Annotated in this window: 17 protein-coding genes and 1 riboswitch; of the genes, 14 read left to right on the forward strand and 3 right to left on the reverse strand. The window is 31.5% G+C overall.

What is annotated here, in order from left to right; genetic code table 11:
* Window positions 1–216 precede the first annotated feature (216 nt).
* Window positions 217–4,008 carry a phosphoribosylformylglycinamidine synthase gene (locus FGK85_RS00590; RefSeq protein WP_138202800.1) on the forward strand — a complete coding sequence of 1,264 codons (3,792 nt, stop codon included), beginning with the start codon at window positions 217–219 and terminating at the stop codon, window positions 4,006–4,008.
* On the opposite strand, the gene FGK85_RS00595 is transcribed toward FGK85_RS00590, so the two are convergent.
* Complete coding sequence (locus FGK85_RS00595) at window positions 4,001–4,312, reverse strand: hypothetical protein (protein WP_138202802.1); 312 nt, start codon at window positions 4,310–4,312, stop codon at window positions 4,001–4,003. The genes FGK85_RS00590 and FGK85_RS00595 overlap by 8 nt on opposite strands.
* Before the next feature lie 648 nt (window positions 4,313–4,960).
* A riboswitch (purine riboswitch) is annotated at window positions 4,961–5,062 on the forward strand.
* A gap of 197 nt (window positions 5,063–5,259) precedes the next feature.
* On the opposite strand from FGK85_RS00595, the gene purE reads away from it, so the two are divergent.
* From purE to FGK85_RS00660, 13 genes are all read left to right on the forward strand, one after another.
* Entirely contained in the window at window positions 5,260–5,739 is a 480-nt protein-coding gene (gene purE, locus FGK85_RS00600) for a 5-(carboxyamino)imidazole ribonucleotide mutase (RefSeq protein ID WP_138202804.1), read from the forward strand.
* Window positions 5,739–6,455 (forward strand): phosphoribosylaminoimidazolesuccinocarboxamide synthase, encoded by a 717-nt coding sequence (gene purC / locus FGK85_RS00605; protein ID WP_138202805.1) that lies wholly within the window; start codon window positions 5,739–5,741, stop codon window positions 6,453–6,455. The genes purE and purC overlap by 1 nt, the downstream gene beginning before the upstream one ends.
* A gap of 64 nt (window positions 6,456–6,519) precedes the next feature.
* Entirely contained in the window at window positions 6,520–7,920 is a 1,401-nt protein-coding gene (gene purF / locus FGK85_RS00610; RefSeq protein WP_138202806.1) for an amidophosphoribosyltransferase, read from the forward strand.
* Window positions 7,921–8,061: 141 nt separating this feature from the next.
* Entirely contained in the window at window positions 8,062–9,060 is a 999-nt protein-coding gene (gene purM / locus FGK85_RS00615; protein ID WP_138202807.1) for a phosphoribosylformylglycinamidine cyclo-ligase, read from the forward strand.
* The gene (gene purN / locus FGK85_RS00620; protein WP_138202808.1) at window positions 9,048–9,638 is read left to right on the forward strand and encodes a phosphoribosylglycinamide formyltransferase; all 591 of its coding nucleotides are present in this window, start codon (window positions 9,048–9,050) and stop codon (window positions 9,636–9,638) included. Before purM ends, purN begins: the two co-directional genes overlap by 13 nt.
* Window positions 9,639–9,656: 18 nt before the next feature.
* Window positions 9,657–11,156: a bifunctional phosphoribosylaminoimidazolecarboxamide formyltransferase/IMP cyclohydrolase gene (gene purH / locus FGK85_RS00625; RefSeq protein WP_138202809.1), complete on the forward strand. Its 1,500-nt coding sequence runs from the start codon at window positions 9,657–9,659 to the stop codon at window positions 11,154–11,156.
* A 199-nt stretch (window positions 11,157–11,355) separates the two neighbouring features.
* Window positions 11,356–12,612: a phosphoribosylamine--glycine ligase gene (gene purD, locus FGK85_RS00630; protein WP_138202810.1), complete on the forward strand. Its 1,257-nt coding sequence runs from the start codon at window positions 11,356–11,358 to the stop codon at window positions 12,610–12,612.
* A gap of 281 nt (window positions 12,613–12,893) precedes the next feature.
* Window positions 12,894–14,192, forward strand: coding sequence for an ATP-binding protein (locus FGK85_RS00635; RefSeq protein WP_138202811.1), 1,299 nt, complete (start codon window positions 12,894–12,896; stop codon window positions 14,190–14,192).
* Window position 14,193: 1 nt separating this feature from the next.
* The gene (locus tag FGK85_RS00640; protein ID WP_138202812.1) at window positions 14,194–15,057 is read left to right on the forward strand and encodes a response regulator; all 864 of its coding nucleotides are present in this window, start codon (window positions 14,194–14,196) and stop codon (window positions 15,055–15,057) included.
* A gap of 407 nt (window positions 15,058–15,464) precedes the next feature.
* Window positions 15,465–16,532: a PTS sugar transporter subunit IIC gene (locus FGK85_RS00645; RefSeq protein WP_243122767.1), complete on the forward strand. Its 1,068-nt coding sequence runs from the start codon at window positions 15,465–15,467 to the stop codon at window positions 16,530–16,532.
* Window positions 16,533–16,830: 298 nt separating this feature from the next.
* On the forward strand, window positions 16,831–18,408 hold the full coding sequence (locus FGK85_RS00650; RefSeq protein ID WP_138202814.1) for a hypothetical protein: 1,578 nt from the start codon (window positions 16,831–16,833) through the stop codon (window positions 18,406–18,408).
* Between the two features lie 248 nt (window positions 18,409–18,656).
* Window positions 18,657–18,902 carry a hypothetical protein gene (locus FGK85_RS00655; protein ID WP_138202816.1) on the forward strand — a complete coding sequence of 82 codons (246 nt, stop codon included), beginning with the start codon at window positions 18,657–18,659 and terminating at the stop codon, window positions 18,900–18,902.
* 109 nt (window positions 18,903–19,011) lie between these two features.
* Window positions 19,012–19,269 (forward strand): ATP cone domain-containing protein, encoded by a 258-nt coding sequence (locus FGK85_RS00660; protein WP_138202818.1) that lies wholly within the window; start codon window positions 19,012–19,014, stop codon window positions 19,267–19,269.
* A 264-nt stretch (window positions 19,270–19,533) separates the two neighbouring features.
* Here the strand turns inward: FGK85_RS00660 and FGK85_RS00665 are convergent, their stop codons facing one another.
* Window positions 19,534–20,286: a TSUP family transporter gene (locus FGK85_RS00665; protein WP_138202820.1), complete on the reverse strand. Its 753-nt coding sequence runs from the start codon at window positions 20,284–20,286 to the stop codon at window positions 19,534–19,536.
* Between the two features lie 237 nt (window positions 20,287–20,523).
* Window positions 20,524–22,413 (reverse strand): LTA synthase family protein, encoded by a 1,890-nt coding sequence (locus FGK85_RS00670; RefSeq protein ID WP_138202822.1) that lies wholly within the window; start codon window positions 22,411–22,413, stop codon window positions 20,524–20,526.
* Window positions 22,414–22,773: the final 360 nt, after the last annotated feature.

The raw sequence follows: 22,773 nt of genomic DNA on the forward strand, positions 1-22,773 counted from the left end.
GCAGATTTTTCCTATACAGCCTACATCACAATTTTTTTCCGAATAAAAAACTTTCAAAATTCTTTAAAGTGTATTATAATTATAAATATAACGTATAATTTTGATTTGAAATATAAAAATATTCGTTAGTTGACAGTTAGTTGTTTTAATTTAATAAAGTTAGTTAGTTTTTCAGTTAGTTGTGTTAGTTTCATAATTTGAAAAGGGGATGAAGGCATGATTAATGAAGTTTTTAGAATCTATGTTGAAAAGAAAAAAGGTTTTGATGATGAGGCTAAAAAATTATTAACAAATATTATTAATGACTTAAATTTAAAAGAAATAGAAGGTTTAAGGATATTAAATAGATATGATGTATGTGGCATAGATAAAGAACAGCTTAAGAAATCTATAGACACTGTATTCTCTGAACCACCAGTAGATAATGTTTATGAGGAAGAAATAGAAGTGGCAGAGGGAAGTAAGGTTTTTGGGATACAATATTTAGATGGACAGTATGATCAAAGGGCAGACTCTGCAGCGCAATGTGTTCAGCTTATTACTGAGGGAGAAAGACCTATAGTAAAAACAGCTAAAATTATAGTTATAGAAGGAAATATAAGCCAGGGGGAATTTGATAAAATAAAAAATTACTGTATAAACCCTGTGGATTCCTGTGAAGCTAAATTAGAAAAACCTTCATCTTTAGAAATGCAAGTAACTGAACCTAAAGATATAGAAAAAATAGAAACATTCATAGACATGAATGAAAAGGAATTAGAAGGCTTAATAGAAAAATTAGGTTTAGCTATGAATTTAGATGACATGCTTTGCTGTCAAAAATATTTTTCAAGTGAAAAGAGAAATCCTACACTTACAGAAATAAAGGTATTAGATACTTATTGGTCAGATCATTGTAGACATACTACTTTTAACACTATTATAAAAAATGTAGAAATTAAAGATGGAAAATACAAAGATGTATTGGAAGAAGCTTTTGAAGAATATAAAAAATCAAGAGAGCTTTTATATAAAGAAAAAAATAAAGAAATGTGCTTAATGGATATGGCGTGTATAATAGCTAAGGAACTTAGAAAAAAGGGAATGCTTGATGATCTTGAAGTTTCAGAAGAGATAAATGCTTGTAGCGTAGAAATAGATGTGGATGTAGATGGAAAAGATGAAAAATGGCTTTTAATGTTTAAAAATGAAACTCACAATCACCCTACAGAAATTGAGCCTTTTGGGGGAGCAGCTACTTGTCTTGGAGGAGCTATTAGGGATCCACTATCAGGAAGAGCTTATGTATACCAAGCTATGAGAGTTACAGGTTCAGGTGACCCAACAGTGCCTATAAGCAGTACACTGCCATCAAAACTTCCTCAAAGAAAGATAACCACAGAGGCGGCTAATGGATATAGCTCTTATGGAAATCAAATAGGACTTTCTACAGGTCAGGTAACAGAAGTTTACCATGAGGATTTTAGGGCAAAGAGAATGGAAGTAGGGGCAGTAATAGCAGCAGCACCTAAGAAGAATGTAAAAAGATTAGAACCTGAAGAGGGAGACGTAATAATACTTTTAGGTGGAAGGACCGGAAGAGATGGATGTGGAGGAGCCACAGGATCCTCTAAAGAACATGATGAAAATTCCATATACACTTGTGGAGCAGAAGTTCAAAAGGGAAATCCTGTTGAAGAAAGAAAAATTCAAAGATTATTTAGAAAAGAAGAAGTGGCATCGCTAATTAAAAGATGTAATGACTTTGGCGCTGGCGGTGTTTCAGTGGCTATAGGAGAACTGGCAGATGGGTTATATATAGATTTAGACAAGGTGCCTAAAAAATATGAAGGATTAGATGGAACAGAGCTTTCTATATCAGAGTCTCAAGAAAGAATGGCAGTGGTGATTTCAAAGGAACACCAGGATGAATTCATACAATATGCAAATAAGGAAAATATAGAAGCTGTTGTAGTAGCTAAGGTAACTTCTAACAATAGATTGACTATGAATTGGAGAGGAAAAAACATAGTGGATATAGATAGAGATTTCTTAAACTCCAACGGAGCTTCTAGATACACAGATATAGTTGTAAATGAGCCAGAAGAAAGCGAATTCTTAGATAATTTCAACTGGGATTTATATAAGAATTTATCTTTAGAAGATGCATGGATTAAAAACCTTCAAAATTTAAATGTATGTAGTCAAAGGGGGCTTACAGAGAAGTTTGACTCAACTATAGGTGCGGGCACAGTTCTTATGCCTTTAGGTGGTAAATATCAATCTACACCAATAGAAGCTATGGTAGCAAAAATACCTGTGCTTAAGGGAGAAACAGAAACTGCCAGCATAATGAGCTTTGGATACAACCCATATATTGCTAAATGGAGTCCTTTCCATGGAGCTATTTATGCACAACTAGAAGCTATAACTAAAATAGTTGTAACAGGAGGAGAATACAATAAAATAAGATTAACTCTTCAAGAATACTTTGAAAAACTAGGAGAAGATAAGGAAAAATGGGGCAAGCCATTTTCAGCTTTACTAGGAGCTTTATATATTCAAAAGAAATTAAATATACCAGCTATAGGTGGTAAGGACAGTATGTCAGGAAGCTTTAAGGATTTAAATGTACCACCTACACTTGTGGCTTTTGCTGTGGGAACTTCTAAAATTAATAATATAGTTTCTCCAGAATTTAAAAAGGCAGGAAGTAAAGTTATTATTTTAGATTTACCTATAGATGATAAGGGCATGCCAAACTTAGAAATATTAAAGGAAAATTATAATATAGTTACAAGCCTTATAAATAAGGGTAGTGTACTAGCTGCATCTTCTGTAAAATTTGGCGGCATAAGTGAAACTATATCTAAGATGTGCTTTGGAAATAAAATTGGATTTAAATTTAATGATAATGTAGAAAAAGAAGAATTATTTAAATTTAAATATGGCTCTATAATATTGGAATTAAAGGATGAAAGCCTTTTAGAAGGAGTAAATTCAGAAAGATACAGAGTTTTAGGTAATACTATAGAAGAAGAAAAAATAGAAATAAAAGAAACTCATATAAATTTAGCAGAAGCATTAAAGGCTTGGGGAGAAACTTTAGAAAAAGTATTCCCAACTAAAACAAATAAAGCTGAGGATATAAGTGGAAAGATAATAGAAACATTGTACAAGGATGGAAGTAAAAACACATTAGATAAAACAATATATTTAGGTAAAAATATAAAACCTACAGTGCTTGTACCTGCTTTCCCAGGAACTAACTGTGAATATGACAGCCAAAGGGCATTTGAAAAGGCTGGAGCTAATGTAGAAACCTTTGTATTTAGAAATTTAACTCCTGCATATATTAAAGAATCTGTACAGGAACTATCAAAAGCTATAGATAATAGCCAAATAATAATGCTTCCAGGAGGATTCAGCTCAGGAGATGAGCCAGATGGTTCAGGAAAATTCATAGCTAATATATTTAGAAATCCTTTAGTTAAGGAATCTGTAATGAATCTTATAAAAAATAGAGATGGACTTATGATTGGAATCTGTAATGGCTTCCAAGTGCTTATAAAGCTAGGTTTGGTGCCTTTTGGAGAAATAAAGCACATAGATGAGGAATGTCCAACACTTACTTACAATAAAATAGGAAGACATATGTCTAGAATAGTAAGCACTAAGGTAGTATCTAATCTATCTCCATGGTTTAGCAATGTAAATGTGGGAGATGTTCACAGCATACCTGTTTCCCATGGGGAAGGAAGAATTGTTATTAAAGAAGATTTGGCTAAGAAGCTTTTTGAAAATGGTCAAATAGCTACTCAATACGTAGACTTTAATGGAAACCCTACTTATGACATAGAATTTAACCCTAACGGTTCAGCTTATGCCATAGAGGGTATCACAAGTCCTGATGGAAGAATTCTTGGTAAAATGGGCCACAGCGAAAGAAGAGGCAATGGCGTTATTAAGAATATTTTAGGAGAAAAGGATCAAAAGATATTTAAAGCTGGAGTAGAATACTTTAAATAAATTTTTTAAGCCTTGAAGCTATCTCCTGCTGCTTCATCATTCTCTGTTGTATAGTCCAAGTATTTTGGGGCATTTTAGAAGGAGTCTTTAGGATTTCATTATCAAAAAATAAATATAAATCTTTTTCTAGGGAAGATATGAAGAGCTTTTTCTGTTGATCGTTTAGCTTTTCATATCTTTCTTTTAATGTTTCATTAAAAGCATTAAAATTATCAGAAAGATAGTTTGTTCTATTAATATAATTTTTTCTAGAAACTATAAACACTAATATAAAAATAAAAGCAATTATAATTATTGGCCACATTTTTTAACATCCTCTCTGTAAATAAAGTTATTTTAATTAATAGTCACCAATTCTAAGTCCCTAATCACCAATTTCCAGTCATTAATTTATAGTAATAGTTATGGTTAGGCGTATTTACTAGGTACTAGGTGCTAGGCGTATTTAGGTACTAGGTACTAGGTGCTAGGTACTAGGAAAGAGAGCATAATATTTTTTAGAGGGAGACTTTGTTTAGTCATTAATGGTCAAGCTTCAGTCTCTAATTCCAGTTTGTACTTATAAATATATTCAATTATACAACAAAAATAAATATATTATAAGGTGGATTTAAGGAGGGCGTTGTATTTAAGGGATATTAAGAATTGAGAATTGAGAATTAAGTATTCAACTTTCGCAGTTATAAAATAAAAATATAAAATTTGCAGATAAGTAATGGGATTAGCTAAGAAGTAAGTGTGAAAGATAAAACTCTTAAAGGAGTTTTTTAAAAAATGGCACATAACTTGAAAGCTATGTACAAAAGTTTAATTGTTTACTAAGAAAACACGAATGATACAACTATAAAATCGAAGTAACATACAGTATTAATACGAATAATTAAAAATAAATTTCATAAATTGTATTGATTTTTATAAAACATAGTGTTATTATTTAAATATGATAAAAAACTAAAACTAACACTAACTAACTCATATATGCTTGATGATATGGATCAAGTGTTTCTACCGGAAAACCGTAAATTTTCTGACTATGGGTAAGTTTTATAGGGATAACTATCTTTTAATAGAGTATATTTCATCCGTTATAGAGCTTACTTATGGCTGTATAACGGATTTTTATATGTAAAAACAAATCTTAATAAAATTTAGAAAATAATTTATAGAATGAACTTTTAGAAAAGCTTCTTAATTAAATTTTTGCTTAATGCTAAGCATGGAAGTCAATTAAAAAAAGAGAGGAGAATAAAAGTGAAAGTAGCTATAATATTTGGAAGTAAGTCAGATATGGAAGTTATGAAAAAAGCTTCTGAAATTCTAAAGGAATTTGGAATAGAACATAAAGGATATATATTGTCAGCTCATAGAGTGCCGGAAAAACTTTCAGAAACCTTAAAGGAATTAGAAGCACAGGGAGTTGAGTGCATAATAGCAGGAGCAGGTCTTGCAGCACATCTTCCAGGGGTTATTGCCTCTCAAACAATCCTACCAGTAATAGGGGTGCCTATAAATGCCGCAATAGGTGGCATGGATGCACTTTTATCTATAGTACAAATGCCAAAATCAATTCCAGTAGCAACTGTAGGTATGAACAATAGCTTTAATGCAGGAATGCTTGCGGTGGAAATATTATCTTTGAAATACCCAGAATTAAGAGTAAAACTTTTAAAATATAGAAAAGACATGAAGGAAAAATTTATAAGAGAAAATGAGCAGGGGGTAGAATTCTAATGGAAAACTTAAAATTTGAAAAAAAGGAACTTATGTATGAAGGAAAGGCTAAAAAAGTATACAAAACAGAAAATGATGATTACGTAATAGTACATTATAAGGATGATGCCACAGCTTTTAATGGGGAGAAAAAAGGAACTATAGAAGATAAGGGAATTTTAAATAACAGTATAAGTTGTGCACTTTTTAATATGTTAGAGAAAAATGGAGTTGAAACTCACTTAGTTGAAAAGTTAAATGAAAGAGATCAGTTATGTAAGAAAGTAAGCATAGTTCCTCTAGAAGTAATAGTTAGAAATGTGGCAGCAGGAAGCATGGCAAAGAGATTAGGTGTTGAAGAGGGAACAGAATTAAAAACTACAATTTATGAAATATGCTATAAAAATGATGACCTAGGAGATCCACTTATAAATGACTACCATGCAGTGGCATTAGGATTAACTACTTTTGAAGAATTAGATAAAATATATAAAGCTACAGAAAAAATAAACAACTTGTTAAAAGAATTTTTCATAGAAAGAGGAATAAAACTAATAGATTTTAAAATAGAGTTCGGAAGATTCCATGATGAGGTATTATTAGCAGATGAAATTTCACCAGATACCTGCAGATTCTGGGATGCTAAAACTAATGAAAAGCTAGATAAAGACAGATTTAGAAGAGATTTGGGCAATGTAAAAGGTGCTTATGAAGAAATAATGAGCAGAATAAAATAGGCAACAGTGCTTGGTGATTATTAACCAGTAGCTGTTACCCATTAAGGAGGGGAACAACTTGCATATGGAAGGCTTTAACTTAGAGGAAGACAAACTAAAAGAAGAGTGCGGTGTATTTGGTATATATTCAAATGAAATAGATGAGGAAATAAGCCATTTAACTTATTATGGATTATATGCTCTTCAACATAGAGGTCAAGAGAGCTGTGGTATATCAGTAAAAAATGGAGAAGAAATTAAATGTCATAAAGATATTGGTCTTGTAAGTGATGTTTTTAGTAAAGAAAATTTACAAGATTTGAAAGGGAATATATCCATAGGACATGTGAGATATTCTACAGCAGGAGGCGCAGGAAGAGTAAATGCTCAGCCACTTGTAAGTACATTTAAATTGGGCTCTATTTCTATAGCTCATAACGGAAACCTTGTAAATGCAGATGTGGTAAGAGAACTTTTAGAAGAAACAGGATGTATTTTTCAAACATCCGTAGATACAGAGGTTATAATAAACCTTATTGCCAGAAGCTATAAAAAAGGCGTAGAGAGATCTATAGTGGATGCATTAAAGTTTGTGAAAGGATCCTATGCTATGCTTTTAATGGCAGAAAACAAGCTTATTGGAGCTAGGGATCCAAATGGTATAAGACCTCTTTGCCTTGGTAGGATGGGAGAAAAATATATATTGAGCTCTGAAAGCTGTGCATTAGATTCTATTGGAGCTGAATTTATAAGGGATGTAGAACCAGGGGAAATAGTCATAATAGATGAAGAAGGCGTAAGAACCATAAAGTTTGCAGAAAAGACAGGCTGTGCCACTTGCTCTTTTGAATATATTTATTTTGCAAGACCAGATAGTGTAATTGACGGGGTTAATGTATATGAATCAAGAATTAAAGCTGGAGAAATACTTTATAAGGAAAGTCCAGTGGAGGCGGATGTGGTAATTGGTGTACCGGATTCAGGAGTGCCAGCAGCTATAGGATATTCCAAGGCTTCAGGCATACCATATGCCATGGGAATAATTAAAAATAAATATATAGGAAGAACATTTATATCGCCTACTCAGGAAATGAGAGAAAGAGATGTTTCCGTTAAATTAAATGTACTTAAGGTGAATGTAGAGGGAAAAAGAGTTATTATAATAGATGATTCAATAGTTAGGGGAACTACTAGTAAGAGATTAGTAAATATACTTAGAAAAGCAGGAGCAAAGGAAGTTCACTTTAGAGTTTCATCTCCTCCAGTAAAGTTTCCATGCTATTTTGGAATTGATACCCCTTACAGAAATGAGCTTATAGGAGCTTTTAGTAGCTTAGAAGATGTAAGGGAAAGAATAGGTGCAGACACTTTAGAGTATTTAAGTATAAATGGACTTTTAAAATCTTTAGGAAAAGATAAGGGCTATTGCTTAGGGTGTTTTTCAGGAGAATATCCAGTGTCAACACCAAGTGAAGACTTTAGATAAAACCTTAGTTCACAGCACATAATTTTTAGTGCAGGTTGGAATTGGATTTTAAAATAGTTATAGTGGAGTTATGTGCTGTATTAAGGATTGGGGATTAGAAAATAAGGATAAATACAGGTGGAAATATAGGAGGGAATATAAATGATAGATTATAAATCATCAGGAGTAAACATAAAAGAGGGATATAAGACTGTAAGCTTAATTAAGGAATACACTAAAAGAACTCAAAACTCAAATGTTTTAAATGGCATAGGAAGCTTTGCAGGAATGTTTCAATTAAATGGAGAATACAAAAATCCAGTTTTAGTTTCTGGCACAGATGGAGTAGGTACAAAGCTTGACATAGCTTTTAAAATGAACAAATACGACACCGTGGGTATTGACTGTGTAGCCATGAGTGTAAATGACATATTGTGTCATGGAGCAAAACCATTATTTTTCCTAGACTATATAGCTTGTGGAAGATTAGAAGCAGAGGTGGCAGCTGGCCTTGTTAAAGGGGTTTCTGAGGGATGTCTGCAATCAGAATGTGCTTTAATTGGCGGAGAAACTGCTGAAATGCCTGGATTTTATGATGATGGAAAATATGATATAGCAGGTTTTGCTGTGGGAATAGTGGACAGAGATAAAATAATAGATGGCAGCAGCATAAATGAGGGAGATATATTAATTGGAATAGAATCTTCAGGAGTTCACAGTAATGGATATTCTTTAGTTAGAAAGGCAATCAAGGACTTAAATGAAGATTTTCAAGGTAAGAAAATAGGAGAAGTTTTATTGACTCCTACTAATATATATGTAAAAACTATTTTAGGCCTTTTAAAGGAATTTAATATAAAAGGAATGAGTCATATAACTGGTGGCGGTTTCTATGAAAATATTCCTAGAATGTTTAAAGATGATTTTACAGCAGTAGTGGATAAAAATAGCTTCAATGTACCTGATATATTTAAGCATTTAATGAGTCTTGGAGTGGATGAAAAAGAAATGTTCAACACATTTAACATGGGAATAGGTTTTGTATTATGTGTAAATAAAGAGGATGAGCATAAAATTATAAATAAAATAAATAATTTTGGATTTAAAGCATATAAAATAGGTCATGTAGAACGTGGAGGCAAAGAAGTATGTTTAAAATAGCAGTACTTATATCCGGAGGAGGAACAAATCTTCAATCTATAATTGACAATATAGAAAATGGATATTTAGAAAACTGTGCTATAGAAATGATCATAAGCGACAGAGAGGGTGCTTATGGTTTAGAAAGAGGGAAAAAAAGTGGTATAAAAACCTACTGTGTGGATAGAAAAAAACATAAGGGAAATTTATCAGAAGAAATATTAAAAATAGTAGATGGTAAGGTTGATTTAATAGTTTTGGCAGGGTATCTTTCAATACTAAAAGGGGATATAATTAAAAAGTTTAAAAACAAAATAATAAATATACATCCATCTTTAATACCAGCCTTTTGTGGAAATGATATGTACGGAATTAAAGTTCATGAAAGGGCTTTAGAGTATGGAGTTAAAGTTTCTGGATGTACTGTCCATTTTGTAGATGAGGGTACAGATACAGGTTCTATAATAATTCAAAAGACAGTGCCAGTATACGTAGAGGATACTCCAGAAGAACTTCAAAAGAGAGTGCTAGTGCAGGAACACAAAGCATTATCAGAGGCAATTAAGTTGATTTCACAAGGAAAGATATCTATTAAATAAAAAAGGGGAGGAATAATAATGTTAAAAAGAGCTTTAATAAGTGTATTTGACAAAAATGGGGTACTAGATTTAGCTAAATTCTTAGTGAACAGAGGCGTAGAAATAATATCCACTGGGGGAACATATAGATACCTAAAAGAAAATGGCATAGATGTAATAGAAGTTAATCAAGTTACAGGCTTTGATGAAATACTAGATGGAAGAGTTAAAACATTAAATCCATATATTCATGGTGGAATACTTGCCATAAGAGATAAAGAAAGTCATATGGAAACAATAAAAGAAAAAGGCATAACTCCAATAGACATGATAGTTGTAAACTTATATCCATTCTTCAATAAGGTTCAAGAAGATTTAGCTTTTGAGGAAAAAGTAGAATTTATAGATATCGGCGGACCTACTATGCTAAGATCTGCAGCTAAAAACTTTAAAGATGTTATAGTATTAACTAAAGTAGAGGATTACGAAAAAATAATAAGTCAAATAGAAGAAAATGGAGATGTTTCTTTCAAAACTAGAAAAGAATTAGCAGGAAAAGTATTTAATTTAACATCTGCTTATGATGCAGCTATAAGCAATTTCTTATTAGATGAGGAATACCCAGAGTATTTATCTCTATCTTACAAAAAAATGATGGATTTAAGATATGGAGAAAATCCACATCAAACCTCGGCTTACTACGTGTCTACTTATGAAAGAGGCGCTATGAAAAACTTCCAACAATTAAACGGAAAAGAATTGTCTTATAACAATATAAAAGATATGGATATAGCTTGGAAAACTGTATGGGAATTTGATGAAATTGCCTGCTGCGGTTTAAAGCATAACTCACCTTGTGGAGTGGCTATAGGGGAAACTGTTTGCGATGCATATAAAAAAGCTTATTCCTGTGACCCAGTATCTATTTTTGGTGGTATAATAGCAGTTAACAGAACTTTAGATAAGGAAACTGCTGAAGAAATTGTGAAGATATTCTCAGAAATAGTAATAGCACCAGACTTTACTGAAGAAGCACTTGAAGTTCTTAAAACTAAAAAGAATTTAAGAGTTATAAAGGGAGAACAAGTTCCTAAGGATAAAGTTGAGTTAGTAAAAGTAGATGGAGGAATTTTAGTTCAAAGTGCTGACGATAAATTATTAAATGAAACTAAAGTTGTTACAGAAAAAGCTCCTACTGAAGAGGAAATGAAGGATTTAATATTTGGAATGAAAGTTGTTAAATATGTTAAATCTAATGCAATAGTAGTAGTTAAGGATGGAAAAGCTGTAGGAATAGCTGGAGGCCAAGTAAACAGAATATGGGCAGCTACACAGGCTTTAGAAAGAGGAGAAGAAGGAGTTATATTAGCATCAGATGCATTCTTCCCATTTGGCGATGTAGTGGAAGAAGCGGCTAAACACAATATAAAAGCTATAATTCAACCAGGCGGATCTCTAAAGGATCAAGAGTCTATAGATGAATGCAACAAAAATGGAATATCCATGGTATTTACAGGAATGAGACACTTTAAACACTAAACGAGGAGAATATTAGTGTACTAGATGTTAGTGTGCTAGTTGGCTAGTGTGCTAGTGAAGGAGGATTTTCCTTCGCGATGCTACGGAAAATCTTTAAATTAAAAGTTTTTGAGAGTGAAGCGAACAAAAACAACTTTATCTAGCCCTCTAGCCCTCTGACACCCTAGCCCACTAAATTAAATCGGGGGGGGGGATATAAATGAAGCTATTAGTTATTGGTAGCGGTGGAAGGGAACATGCTATAGCATGGAAGCTTTCAAAAAGTAATAAGGTAGATGAGATTTATTGTGCTCCTGGTAATGGAGGAACGGCTTTAGAAGAAAAATGTATCAATGTAAATTTAAACAGTATAGATGAGTATCTTTCCTTTGCAAAGGAAAATAAAATAGATGTAACAGTGGTTGGGCCAGAAGCACCATTGGTTGAAGGCATAGTTGATACATTTAAAAAAGAAGGACTAAAAATATTTGGACCAGATAAAAAAGGCGCTCTTTTAGAAGGAAGCAAGGCCTTTGCTAAAGAATTCATGAAAAAGTATGGAGTTAAAACTGCTGAATACGAAACATTTACTGATTTTGAAAAGGCAAAGGAATATATAAGAAACTGTGCTTACCCTGTAGTTGTAAAGGCAGATGGCCTTGCAGCTGGAAAAGGCGTAGTTATTTGTGAAGAAGAAGCAGATGCTCAAAAGGCTTTAGAAGATTTTATGGTTAAGGATGTATTTAATGGTTCTGGTAAAAAGATAGTAATAGAGGAGTTTTTAAATGGAGTAGAAGCTTCCATACTTTCTATAACAGATGGGGAAACCATAATACCATTTATATCTTCTAAGGATCATAAGCAAATTTATGATGGAAATAAGGGACCAAACACTGGAGGAATGGGTGTTATAGCACCTAATCCATATTGCAGTGATGAGGTAATAAAGGAGTTTAAAGAGAATATATTAGAGCCAACGCTTAAAGGAATAAAAAATGAAGCTATGGACTATATTGGGGTTATATTCTTTGGAATAATGATAACAGAAAAGGGAGTTTATCTTTTAGAATACAACGTTAGAATGGGAGATCCAGAAACCCAAGCAGTGCTTTACTTAATGGAATCGGATTTGATGGATATAATAATGGGGGCTTTAAATAAGGATTTAGCTAATATAAATATTAAATGGGAAAATAAGCATAGTTGCTGCGTAGTAGTTGCTTCAGAAGGCTATCCTTCCTCATACAAAAAAGGTTATCCTATAGAAATAGAAGATAATTTAGAAAGCAAGGTAATAGCAGCAGGTGCAAAACTTGAGGAGGGCAAATTAGTAACTAACGGAGGAAGAGTTCTTTGTGTAGTTGCTAAAGGAGACAGCTTAGATAGTGCTAGAGAAAAGGCTTATAGAGATGTGGAAAAGGTTAAATTTCAGGGAAATTATTATAGAAAAGACATTGGGGAATTAATTAACAATTAACAATTAATAATTAAGAATTAATAATTAAGAATTGAAAAGTAAGAGCTAAGGAGTAAGTAAGAAGTAAGTTAACTTTTGTAGTCATAGAATAAAAATGTGTGCTTTGTGTTATTGATACTTTGTAAAATTTGGGTATTGATAGTGCAAGGCACTTTTTTCGGTGTAGGAATTTGTTAGAAAAGGATGTTGATAATGTTTACTTTTTATTGGATAATGTGTTTTAATATAAATGAAAAAGTAAAAAATAAAATTCTAAATTACTATAGAAAGGGGATATTTTCTTGGAGCAGATTAAAAGGGCAAAAAATAGGGATATGTTTAAAAAGATGATATTTGTAGTTTTAATAGTTTCTCTTTCTTCACAAATTTATTTGGATTTATTTATAGCAAACTTTAGAATCTCCTTTGCTATAATATTATTTGGGGTGTTTATGTATTCCTTTGAGGAATTAAACTCCGTAATAACAGGGGCATATACATCCATAGGAGTTTATATCCTTAGAGTATTTGTACACACTACAAGAGGGGGTAAGATGGTAGATGGAATGCAATTTTACTTCCCAGAAATATTTTTCTACTTTTCTTACGCAGTATTTTTTTATTTAGTACTTAAAAAAGTTTCTAGAAGAAATATAAATAGGATGTTTATTTATATAGTATTCAGTGATTTTTTCGCAAACTTTATAGAATTACTTATAAGGGATATAAACAATATTAAACCCTTATATAATTATCATATTAAATGGACTTTATTTATAGTGGCCATAGTTAGAACGGTAATTTTGTGGCTTAGCTTAAATTTTATTAAATATTATAAAATGCTATTATTAAAGGAAGAACACGAAAATAGATATAGAAAGCTATTACTTATGACTGCAAGACTGAAAACTGAAACCTATTGGATGAAGAAAACCATGGATAGTCTTGAAAAAGTAATGGCAGAGGCCTATGATTTATTTGAAAAAATAACTTTAGACAAGGAAAGAGAGCTTTGGGCTTCAAGAGCAGTGAATATAGCAAAGAACGTTCATGAAATAAAAAAAGAATATGGCATAGTAGTAAGAGGCGTTGAGGAAGTTACAAGTTCTCCAGATGAAGGAAGGGGAATGTATTTTAAAGACTTAATAAACATATTAGAAATAAGTATGAAAAATGAGATAAAGTATAAAGAAAAAGATATAGGTGTGGAATTTAAAATAAGAAATAATTTTTATACTGAAAAGCACTACTTTTTAATGTCTATATTTAGAAATTTACTTATGAATGCCATAGAAGCTTTAGAGGGCAAAGAAAAGGGATTTATATACTTTCATCAGGACAAAGAAGGAGAAAATTATATATTTATTATAGAAGATAATGGATGTGGTATAAAAGAAATAGATAAGGAATACATATTTTCTCCTGGATACTCTACCAAGATAAACTACGGCACTGGAGAAATAAACAGGGGTCTTGGACTTAGTATAGTAAAGCACATAATTGAAGGTGAATTAAAAGGTAAAATAACCATAAGTTCTGGAGAAAATAAGGGAACAACTTTCAATATAGCCATACCTAAAAAAGTATTGGAGGAAGAATAAAATGAGAATTATTATAGTAGAAGACGATATAAGCGTAATTAAAATATTAGAAAAAATAGTATATGATAGAGAATTAGGAGAAATTGTGGATTATGCCATGGACGGCCAGGAGGGTGTTGAAAAAATAAACAAATACAAACCAGATATAGTTTTGGTGGATCTTTTGATGCCGGAAAAGGATGGTTTGTCACTGGTAAGAGAGGTTACAAAGTATAATAGTAAAGTTAATTTTATTATGATATCTCAGGTTATGTCTAAGGAAATGATAGGAAAGGCCTATGAATACGGAGTGGAGTACTACATAAACAAGCCTATAAATGCAGTAGAAGTGGAAAATGTAATTAAAAAGGTACAAGAAAAAATTAAATTAAATAAAACCTTAGAACAAATACAGCATATATTTTCAGAAAATATTTCAATAAATCCTGTTAAGAATGATATTACTGCAGAGATACAAAATAAACCTTTGGAAAACTATGAAGAAAAAATAAGAGAGGTAATGAGTAAAATAGGAATAATGGGGGAAGTGGGCAGTGAGGATATAGTAAAGATAGTTTCATTTTTAATAAAATCCAAAAAAACTATGAATGAATACAGCATTAAAGATTTATGCAGCAAGTTCACAAATAATCCTAAATCCATGGAGCAAAGAATAAGAAGAACTGCCACAGTAGGAATGGTAAACTTGGCTAACATAGGCATAGAAGACTATATGAATGATGTGTTTGTGGATTATTCTAATGGCATATATAATTTTGAACAAATAAAGAAAGAAATGGACTTTATAAGAGGTAAAAGCAATGAACGTGGAAAAGTGAGTTTGAAAAAATTCATACAGGGAATGGCCTTTTATTGTGAGAAATAATAAAATAGTTAAAAAATTAAAAAAATAAAAAATATATTTTGATACTTTCCTAAGTTTTTAGAAACTTAGGATTTATTATTATATACAAGAAGAAAATAGTGGTATCTCCATTTTAAATGTAAACGAATTGAATGTTAAAACTTTATCTTATAGAAATGTAAATATTAATTTTAAAAGATATATTAAGGTAATTGTTTTATTGATAGGTTTAACGGAATATTAAAATTTATCAATTGGGTGGGACTGTTGGTAAATTTTATTATATAAATTAAAAGATTCTATTAGCTAATGTGGGAAAAGGTTAATGGAATTGTCAACCAGTTTGTTAATAAAATATATTTTAAATTGTGGGAATTTAAATTTATTTTATTGATGGACTTATAAAATTGAAAAATGGAGGGATAAATTTGTTTGTTATTGTTAAGGGATTAGGTTTATTGATTTTTGCATTGGTATTATTTTCAATTTTTAGCCTTAAGGCTCCAAAGGGAGATAAAGCCATGTCTGGGTTAGCTAATGCAGCAGTGGCAAGTTTTCTTGTAGAAGCTATTCATAAGTATATTGGTGGAAATTTCCTTGGACTAAAGTTTATAGGAGAAGTGGGAGCCACAGCAGGAAGCTTAAGTGGTCCTGCAGCAGCTATACTTGTGGCATTAAATATGGGAGTAAATCCAGTGTATGCAGTAGTTATGGGTGTTGCAGTGGGTGGTCTTGGAATATTGCCAGGATTTATAGCTGGATACCTAGTAAGTTTAATAGCACCAAAGGTAGAAGAAAAATTACCAGAAGGATTGAATATAATTTTTGGAGCACTACTTTTAGCTCCTTTGGCTAGATTTATAGCTGTGGGAGTTAATCCAATAGTAAATTCAACTTTACTTACAGTTGGAGACGTAATTTCTGTGGCAGCTAACCAATCTCCAATAGTTATGGGATTCCTTTTAGGTGGAATAATGAAGATAATATGTACATCACCATTGAGCTCTATGGCAATAACTGCCATGTTAGGACTTAAGGGACTTGCTATGGGTATAGCAGGTATTGCCTGTGTAGGTGGAGCATTTGCCAATGGAGTTACATTTAAGAGACTAAAATTAGGTGAAAAAAGTAAAGTAATAGCAGTTATGTTAGAGCCACTTACTCAGGCAGATATTGTAACAGCAAATCCATTGCCTATATATGGTGGAAGCTTCTTAGGAGGAGCATTGGCAGGTTTATCTGCAGCATACTTTAAAATAGTAAACAATGCACCAGGAACAGCATCACCAATACCAGGTTTTTTAGCATCCTTTGGATTTAACAAGCCATTGACAGTTCTTATGGCAGCTGCACTTGCAATAGTTGGAGGAATAATAGGTGGCCTTGTGGTATCACAGATATTTAAGATGATGGGATACCAAAAGAGAACTCATGCTACAGCAAAACCAGTAGCAAATGAAGAGATTAAAGAAGGAAAAGTTCAAGAAGCTATTTAATAAAAATTTAATTTGATCACAAGATGGTAATTAATTTTGCCATCTTTTTTTACTTTATTATCATTATTAATAGAGGAATTATGACTTTTGTATTGAATTCATATAGAATAACTTTAAACAAATTTTTAAGTTTATCCGATGACTACCTGCCGTAAAACCCTACTTCTAACAAAGTGGGAGATAACGGCAGCTACGTCCCTGGATAACGATCTCTAACCTTCAGTTGGAGTAAAAAAAACTCCATCTGAAGCTAAGAGCTCTGTTTATAAAATTTAATTTAGTATAGGGGGCTTTCAAAATGACAAAAAAAGTGAGACGTATTTTTCTATTAGTTACAGTAGTGTTAGCAGTGGCTATATTAGCAGTGCAATATAAAATAAATTATGATATAAATAAAGAACCGCCTTCACAAAAGTGGGGAAAGGGGAAATTCTTAGGTCAATATAAAGTGAATTCATATCCTAAGATACAAATAGAAGGAGATAAATATCTTTTAGCTATAGGAGATAAGAGCAAAGTAAGAGTAATAAAAATAGATAATATGGGTAATAAGGTAGGAGAAAAGGAAATACCAGTTAAGGATGAAATCATAAATAACGTTACTTTTCTAAAAGCTAAGGGAGATAATTATTTCCTAAGCTGGGACTCTAGAAAGTTAGAAGCAAATGAAGAGGGCTATGTTATTTTGGATAAGGATTTAAATAAAGTAAAGGATGGAAAAATTTCAGGGGTAAACCAAACGGTTCAACTGGATGACAGTACTTTGATAAGAGCTTACGATGGATGGATAGAGGTTGAAGATTTATTAACTGGAGATAGACAAAAATCAAACATAGCTAAATCAGACTTTATAAGTGGTGCAAAAATATCTAAAGATAATTATTTAATTATGAGTGTAACAAAAGACGGCATGATTAAATATTGTACTTCCAAGGGAGGAAATTTAGGAGAACCTAAGGTAGCAGCAAGCTTAAATTTATCCACAGGGCAAGCTATATTAAATACAACTGTGGGAATAGATAATAAGTATGCATATTTGATACTACACAAGAAAACAAAGTTTGGTTTTGAAGCTGAAAAATACAACTTCCCATTGGAGGACATGGCAAAGTATTCTAGAGGAAAAATGGAGTTACCAGGAATAGATGAAGTAAGAGATGTAACATATGTTTCCACAGAAAATGGCACAGCTAAATTTTTAGCTGGAGTATCAAGATATTTTGGAATAAAGAAGCAATATGAAGATATAGCAGAGTTTTATATAAAAGAAAACAAAATAACCATGGGGGATTTCGTAAGTAAATCTAGAAATGTATCTTCCTACGGTTCTTCCAAGGGGGACGTAGCTGTATATTGTGATTACATGCCTAAAAATGAAGACTATAAGGTATACGTCACATCCTTAAAGGATGCATTTAAAAATGAAAATAATGGTTTAAAACGAGAAGAAAAAGATATAGCTTTCCAAGATACACTACAGGGCTTTGTTTATAGCTTTGTTTATATAATCGTTTTGGGAATAAAATGGATTTTGCCAGCATTGATGTTAATAGGCTTAATAAGCTTTCTAGAATATAAATTCAGTAAAAAAACTAAGAAATTGCTTTATATAGGTACAGCTATTATCACATTTTTGATTAAATATGAAGCTATATATTCAACAAATTATAAAAAATATGCTTACTACTTACCTGAGAAGTTTTCATCTGTCACACTAGGATTTTTCATATGTTTAATTCTAAGTGTTACATTCTATTCATTTGGATATTTAAGTTATAAGGATGATTTAGATGCTATGCCAGTAGCTAAATTCATACCATATTTACTTTTAGATTCTATTTTTACATTGATGGTGTTTGCACCATTTATGCTTTAATATAAAGTAGGGCTGTTGAATTAAAGGGCTGTGGTACTAAAAATAAATAATACGATATATTGTGCTAGATTTAAAAATTCATGACAATATATCGTATTATTTATTTTTTATTGCAACAGTTATTTGGTTTAACAGTCTTATTTCAAAGTTTAAATATTCTAAATTTTTTGAGAATGAGAAGGAAATAGCAATATATTATAGAAATATTAATATAAATAAACATTGAGTATTTGAGAGGGGGAAAAAATTTGAGTAAATTGTATTATTGTAATGATTGTAAAAGGGTGTTTAAAAATGCGGATAAGTGTGATTTCTGCAATAGTTTTTATGTAAAAGAATTAAAGGTGGGTAAATCTGTAAATGTAATAGGTACTAAACAAAAGGGCAAGGTTTTGAAGATTAAGGGAGATGATGTTACACTAATATTAATAGATGAAATGAACAATAAATATACAAAGGATTATAAAGTAGAGGAACTTAGGAAAGTACTATAGTTAAAGGAGTTTACTTAAAATATAGTTTTTAGTGGTGCAATAGCCTTTAATAAATAAAATTTAGGTAGACTTTAATTTAAAATAATATACTAATGAACGGAGGGATAAAATGAAGGTAGTTAAGAGAGATGGGAGATTACAGGAATTCGATATAAACAAGATAATGATTTCCATAGAGAGGTCTTCTGATGATGCAGGAAATCCTATGAACTCTTCAGACATACTGAACTTATCAGGGGATATTAAGAATAAGTTATGGAAGGATTTTAATGAAAGCGTAAGCTATAAGGACATAAGAAAAACTGTTATAGAAGTGTTACAGGATGCTGGTTTTAAAAGTGTTGCAAAGGCTTACGAATCACAATAATATTTTTGTTTAGTGATAAAAGATTATGGAAGTAAAAGGTAAGAAGTAAGAAGTAATAGGTAAAAAGTAAGAAGTAAAAGTGGGGCTGTGGCATTAAGAATAAATACTACTGACTACCTGCCGTAACACTCCCACTTCTAACAAAGTGGGAGATAACGGCAGCTACGTCCCTGGATAACGACATCTAACCTTCAGTTGGAGTAAAAACTCCATCTGAAGGTTAGATGTCTGTTTATTTTAATGTATTTACTTTGAAGTTTTAGTCTATGTAAATAATTTGAAAACCATTTTTCCCGCAACAGCTAAAGACATGGTTATAAAAATAGGTTTTATGAGCTTAGAGCCTTTTTTTAAGGCTACCTTTGTTCCAAACTGAGCACCCAATATCATAAATATTGCCACAGGTATTGCATAGGCATAAAAAATCCTTCCATGTATTGCAAATAGAACTAAGGAAGATATATTGCTCACAAAATTTAAAATTCTAGCATTTCCACTGGCATTTACAAAATCATATCCAAATATGTTTATAAATCCAAATATTAAAAATGAACCAGTGCCGGGACCAAAAAATCCATCATAAAAGCCTAAAGAAAAAGCCAGAAGTATTCCAAGAGACATATTCTTTTTATTTATGCCTTTAAAATTATTAGTAAGTCCTAAAGACTTAGAAAATAAGCTATATATACCTATAAATAATATAAGGACTAAAACTAAAACATTTAGTATTGCTTCATCAATAGAAAGTACCGTATTTACCCCTAAATAAGCACCTATTAAAGTAAAAGGTATAAGGAATTTTAATATTTTAAAGTTTACTTTTTTAGAAGTAATAAATTTAATGGAGCTGGTAAGTGATGCAGTGGTGGCAGAAAATTTATTTGTTCCAAGTACATAAGTAGGTGAAAGGCCTGCTAACATAAAGGCAGGAACACTAATAAGTCCTCCTCCGCCTGCAATGGAATCCACAAAGGCAGCTAAAAATCCCGCTACACATAAAAACACAATATTAAACATAAAAGATCTCCCCCAAATAAAAAGTATAATACTCACGTTTTTATTATACATCATAAACCATTTAAAACATAGTGCATTTAACACTTATGTGAAATTAAAATATTTAATAAGAAAAAAGGGGCTGTGGCACTAAAAATAAATACTACGATATATTGTGCTAGATTTAAATCTTTATAATAATATATCGTATGTAAATTTTTTAATGGGACAGTCCCTTTTTACCTATTTATTGATTTTTTATTTGCTCATTTCATTATTTTCCGTAAATTTTTTGATTAAGTTGTGGTCTAATAGGGTATCACTGTAATCCAATTGCTTTAAAGCTTCTTCCTTTTTCTTTTTTAAAGCATCGGTTTCTGCTACTTCTTCGCCGGTTTTTAAATCATAGTATTTTTTAGAGGAAGAGGAGTAGAAAACTTTATTATCCATAAAGGAACCAGTTCTAAATACTACTAGCCTATCCTTAACATTAAACAGATCTCGTCCAAACTTATATGGAGTTTTAAGGTCAAACATATTACATAAAGTAGGGAATATATCCATTTGACCAGAAACTACACTATTAACTCCCTTATGGGCATCCTTAGGGAAGTGCATTATTAGTGGAACCTTTTGATGTCTCATCCATGCAAATTCATCATTACCGGTTTCTCCTACAAAGGAAAACAGTTCTTCAGAGTGATTTCTTGGTATTGCAAAGTGGTCACCATATAAAACTATTATGGAATTGTCCATTGTGCCGTCTTTTTCTAATTGGTCTAAAAACATTCCCAATTGTTTATCAGTATAATGTATGGATTTTAGGTAATTTCCCATAAAGGTTCCTTCTAAATTTCCAACATTAAAATCTCCATATTTATCCGTAGCTTCAAAAGGAAAATGGCTAGTTAGGGTTACTAAGAATGAATAATATGGTTCTTTAAAGGATTTAATCTGTTCTAAAGATTGTTTAAAGAAGGATTCATCACTTAGTCCAAGCCCTATTTGCTCATCTAAATTAAAGCTTTTTTCACCATAAAATTTATCAAAGCCTTCTTTTACATACATAGCATTTCTATTCCAAAAGCCCTCTTTATATCCGTGGAAAGCAGCAGAATAGTAACCTTTTTTATCTAAAAGTTTTGGAAGAGAATTAAATTCGTCTCCACTGTATATGTAGTAGGCAGCTCCTGAAGATGCAGGATAAAGTGAGTTATTGGACATAAACTCCGCATCAGAAGTATTTCCGCCAGCTACTTGATAATAGTAGTTATCAAAATACAAGCTTTTCTTCAACCATCTATTTAAGTTAGGGGTAATTTCTTCACCTTCAACCTTTTTGTTTATTACAAAGCTTTGAAGGGCTTCAACTTGTATCATTATTAGGTTTTTGTCTTTACCTATATTCTTAAATTTACTGCCAGAAGTCTTTGTATTTTCAGTTAAATAAGTTTTTATTTCATTAGCCTTTTCATCATCCAAAGATTTTTTATCAAAAAGGCTTTTTTTAGCAAAGTTATACACGTCTAAGGCATGACAGTTTAAATTCCCAAGGGCATTGGTTATATAAATTTTATTATACATACCCTCAATAAGTCTTGGCTGTTCTACATTTAGTTTATGTATGAAGTATCCGTCATAAGAAACGGATAAAGCTAAAACTAATGCAAAACTTAAGGCTCTTAATTTAAACGGCATAGAAACATTTTTTATTTCCATATAGTTAGAGTATATATTATTAAACTTAAGCTTTAATATTTTCTTGATTATAGGAATTAGAAGTATATCTATAAGTAATAATAAATCATGAGGCTGTAATATACTTTTTACCGCTTGGTTTACAGCTCCTAATAAGAGACCATTTTTAATAACTGGTATAGATATAATATCTTTATAATACCTAAAATAGTTTATATCAGCTATAAGAATGCAAGTAATTACTATATTACATATATATAAGTATCTGCTTCTTCCCTTAGGCTTAAATAAAAGGGATATAGATGCAAGCACCAACAAAGAGGCTATAGTAGGGTATAGGATACCTTTAAGAGTAAAATATGGATTAACCATATCGCCATAAACTACTAGCTTTACAGTGACTAAAACTAAAAAGAGAACTAGGTCTAAATAACCCAATAGTTTTTTCATTGTCTTCAATCCTTTCAACAATATTTTTTATTAGACAAAAGAAAATTTATTTGATAACATTATAGTCGATAATTTATATTTTTATGCCTATAAAAGTATATCACACTGAGGCATTTTTTCAATAAATATAGAGGAAAATTAATTGGAAATTAACAAAAAGTACAGAAAAAAATTACAATATAAGGATTAAACTACAAAGGGGACGATGTGGTAGAATTATGAAATTTCTCTTCCATGACTTGCATAAAAGCTCAGAACAATAAATTTAATTTAAGAAATTCTAATCTTTTAGCCAGATAAAATTATCTAACGCTCACATTCAGCGTCCTGCCTCAGGTTCACTAGCCTGGCGTCCTTGCC

This window comes from Haloimpatiens lingqiaonensis (genome assembly GCF_901447495.1).
In the GTDB taxonomy this organism is placed as follows: domain Bacteria; phylum Bacillota; class Clostridia; order Clostridiales; family Clostridiaceae; genus Haloimpatiens; species Haloimpatiens lingqiaonensis.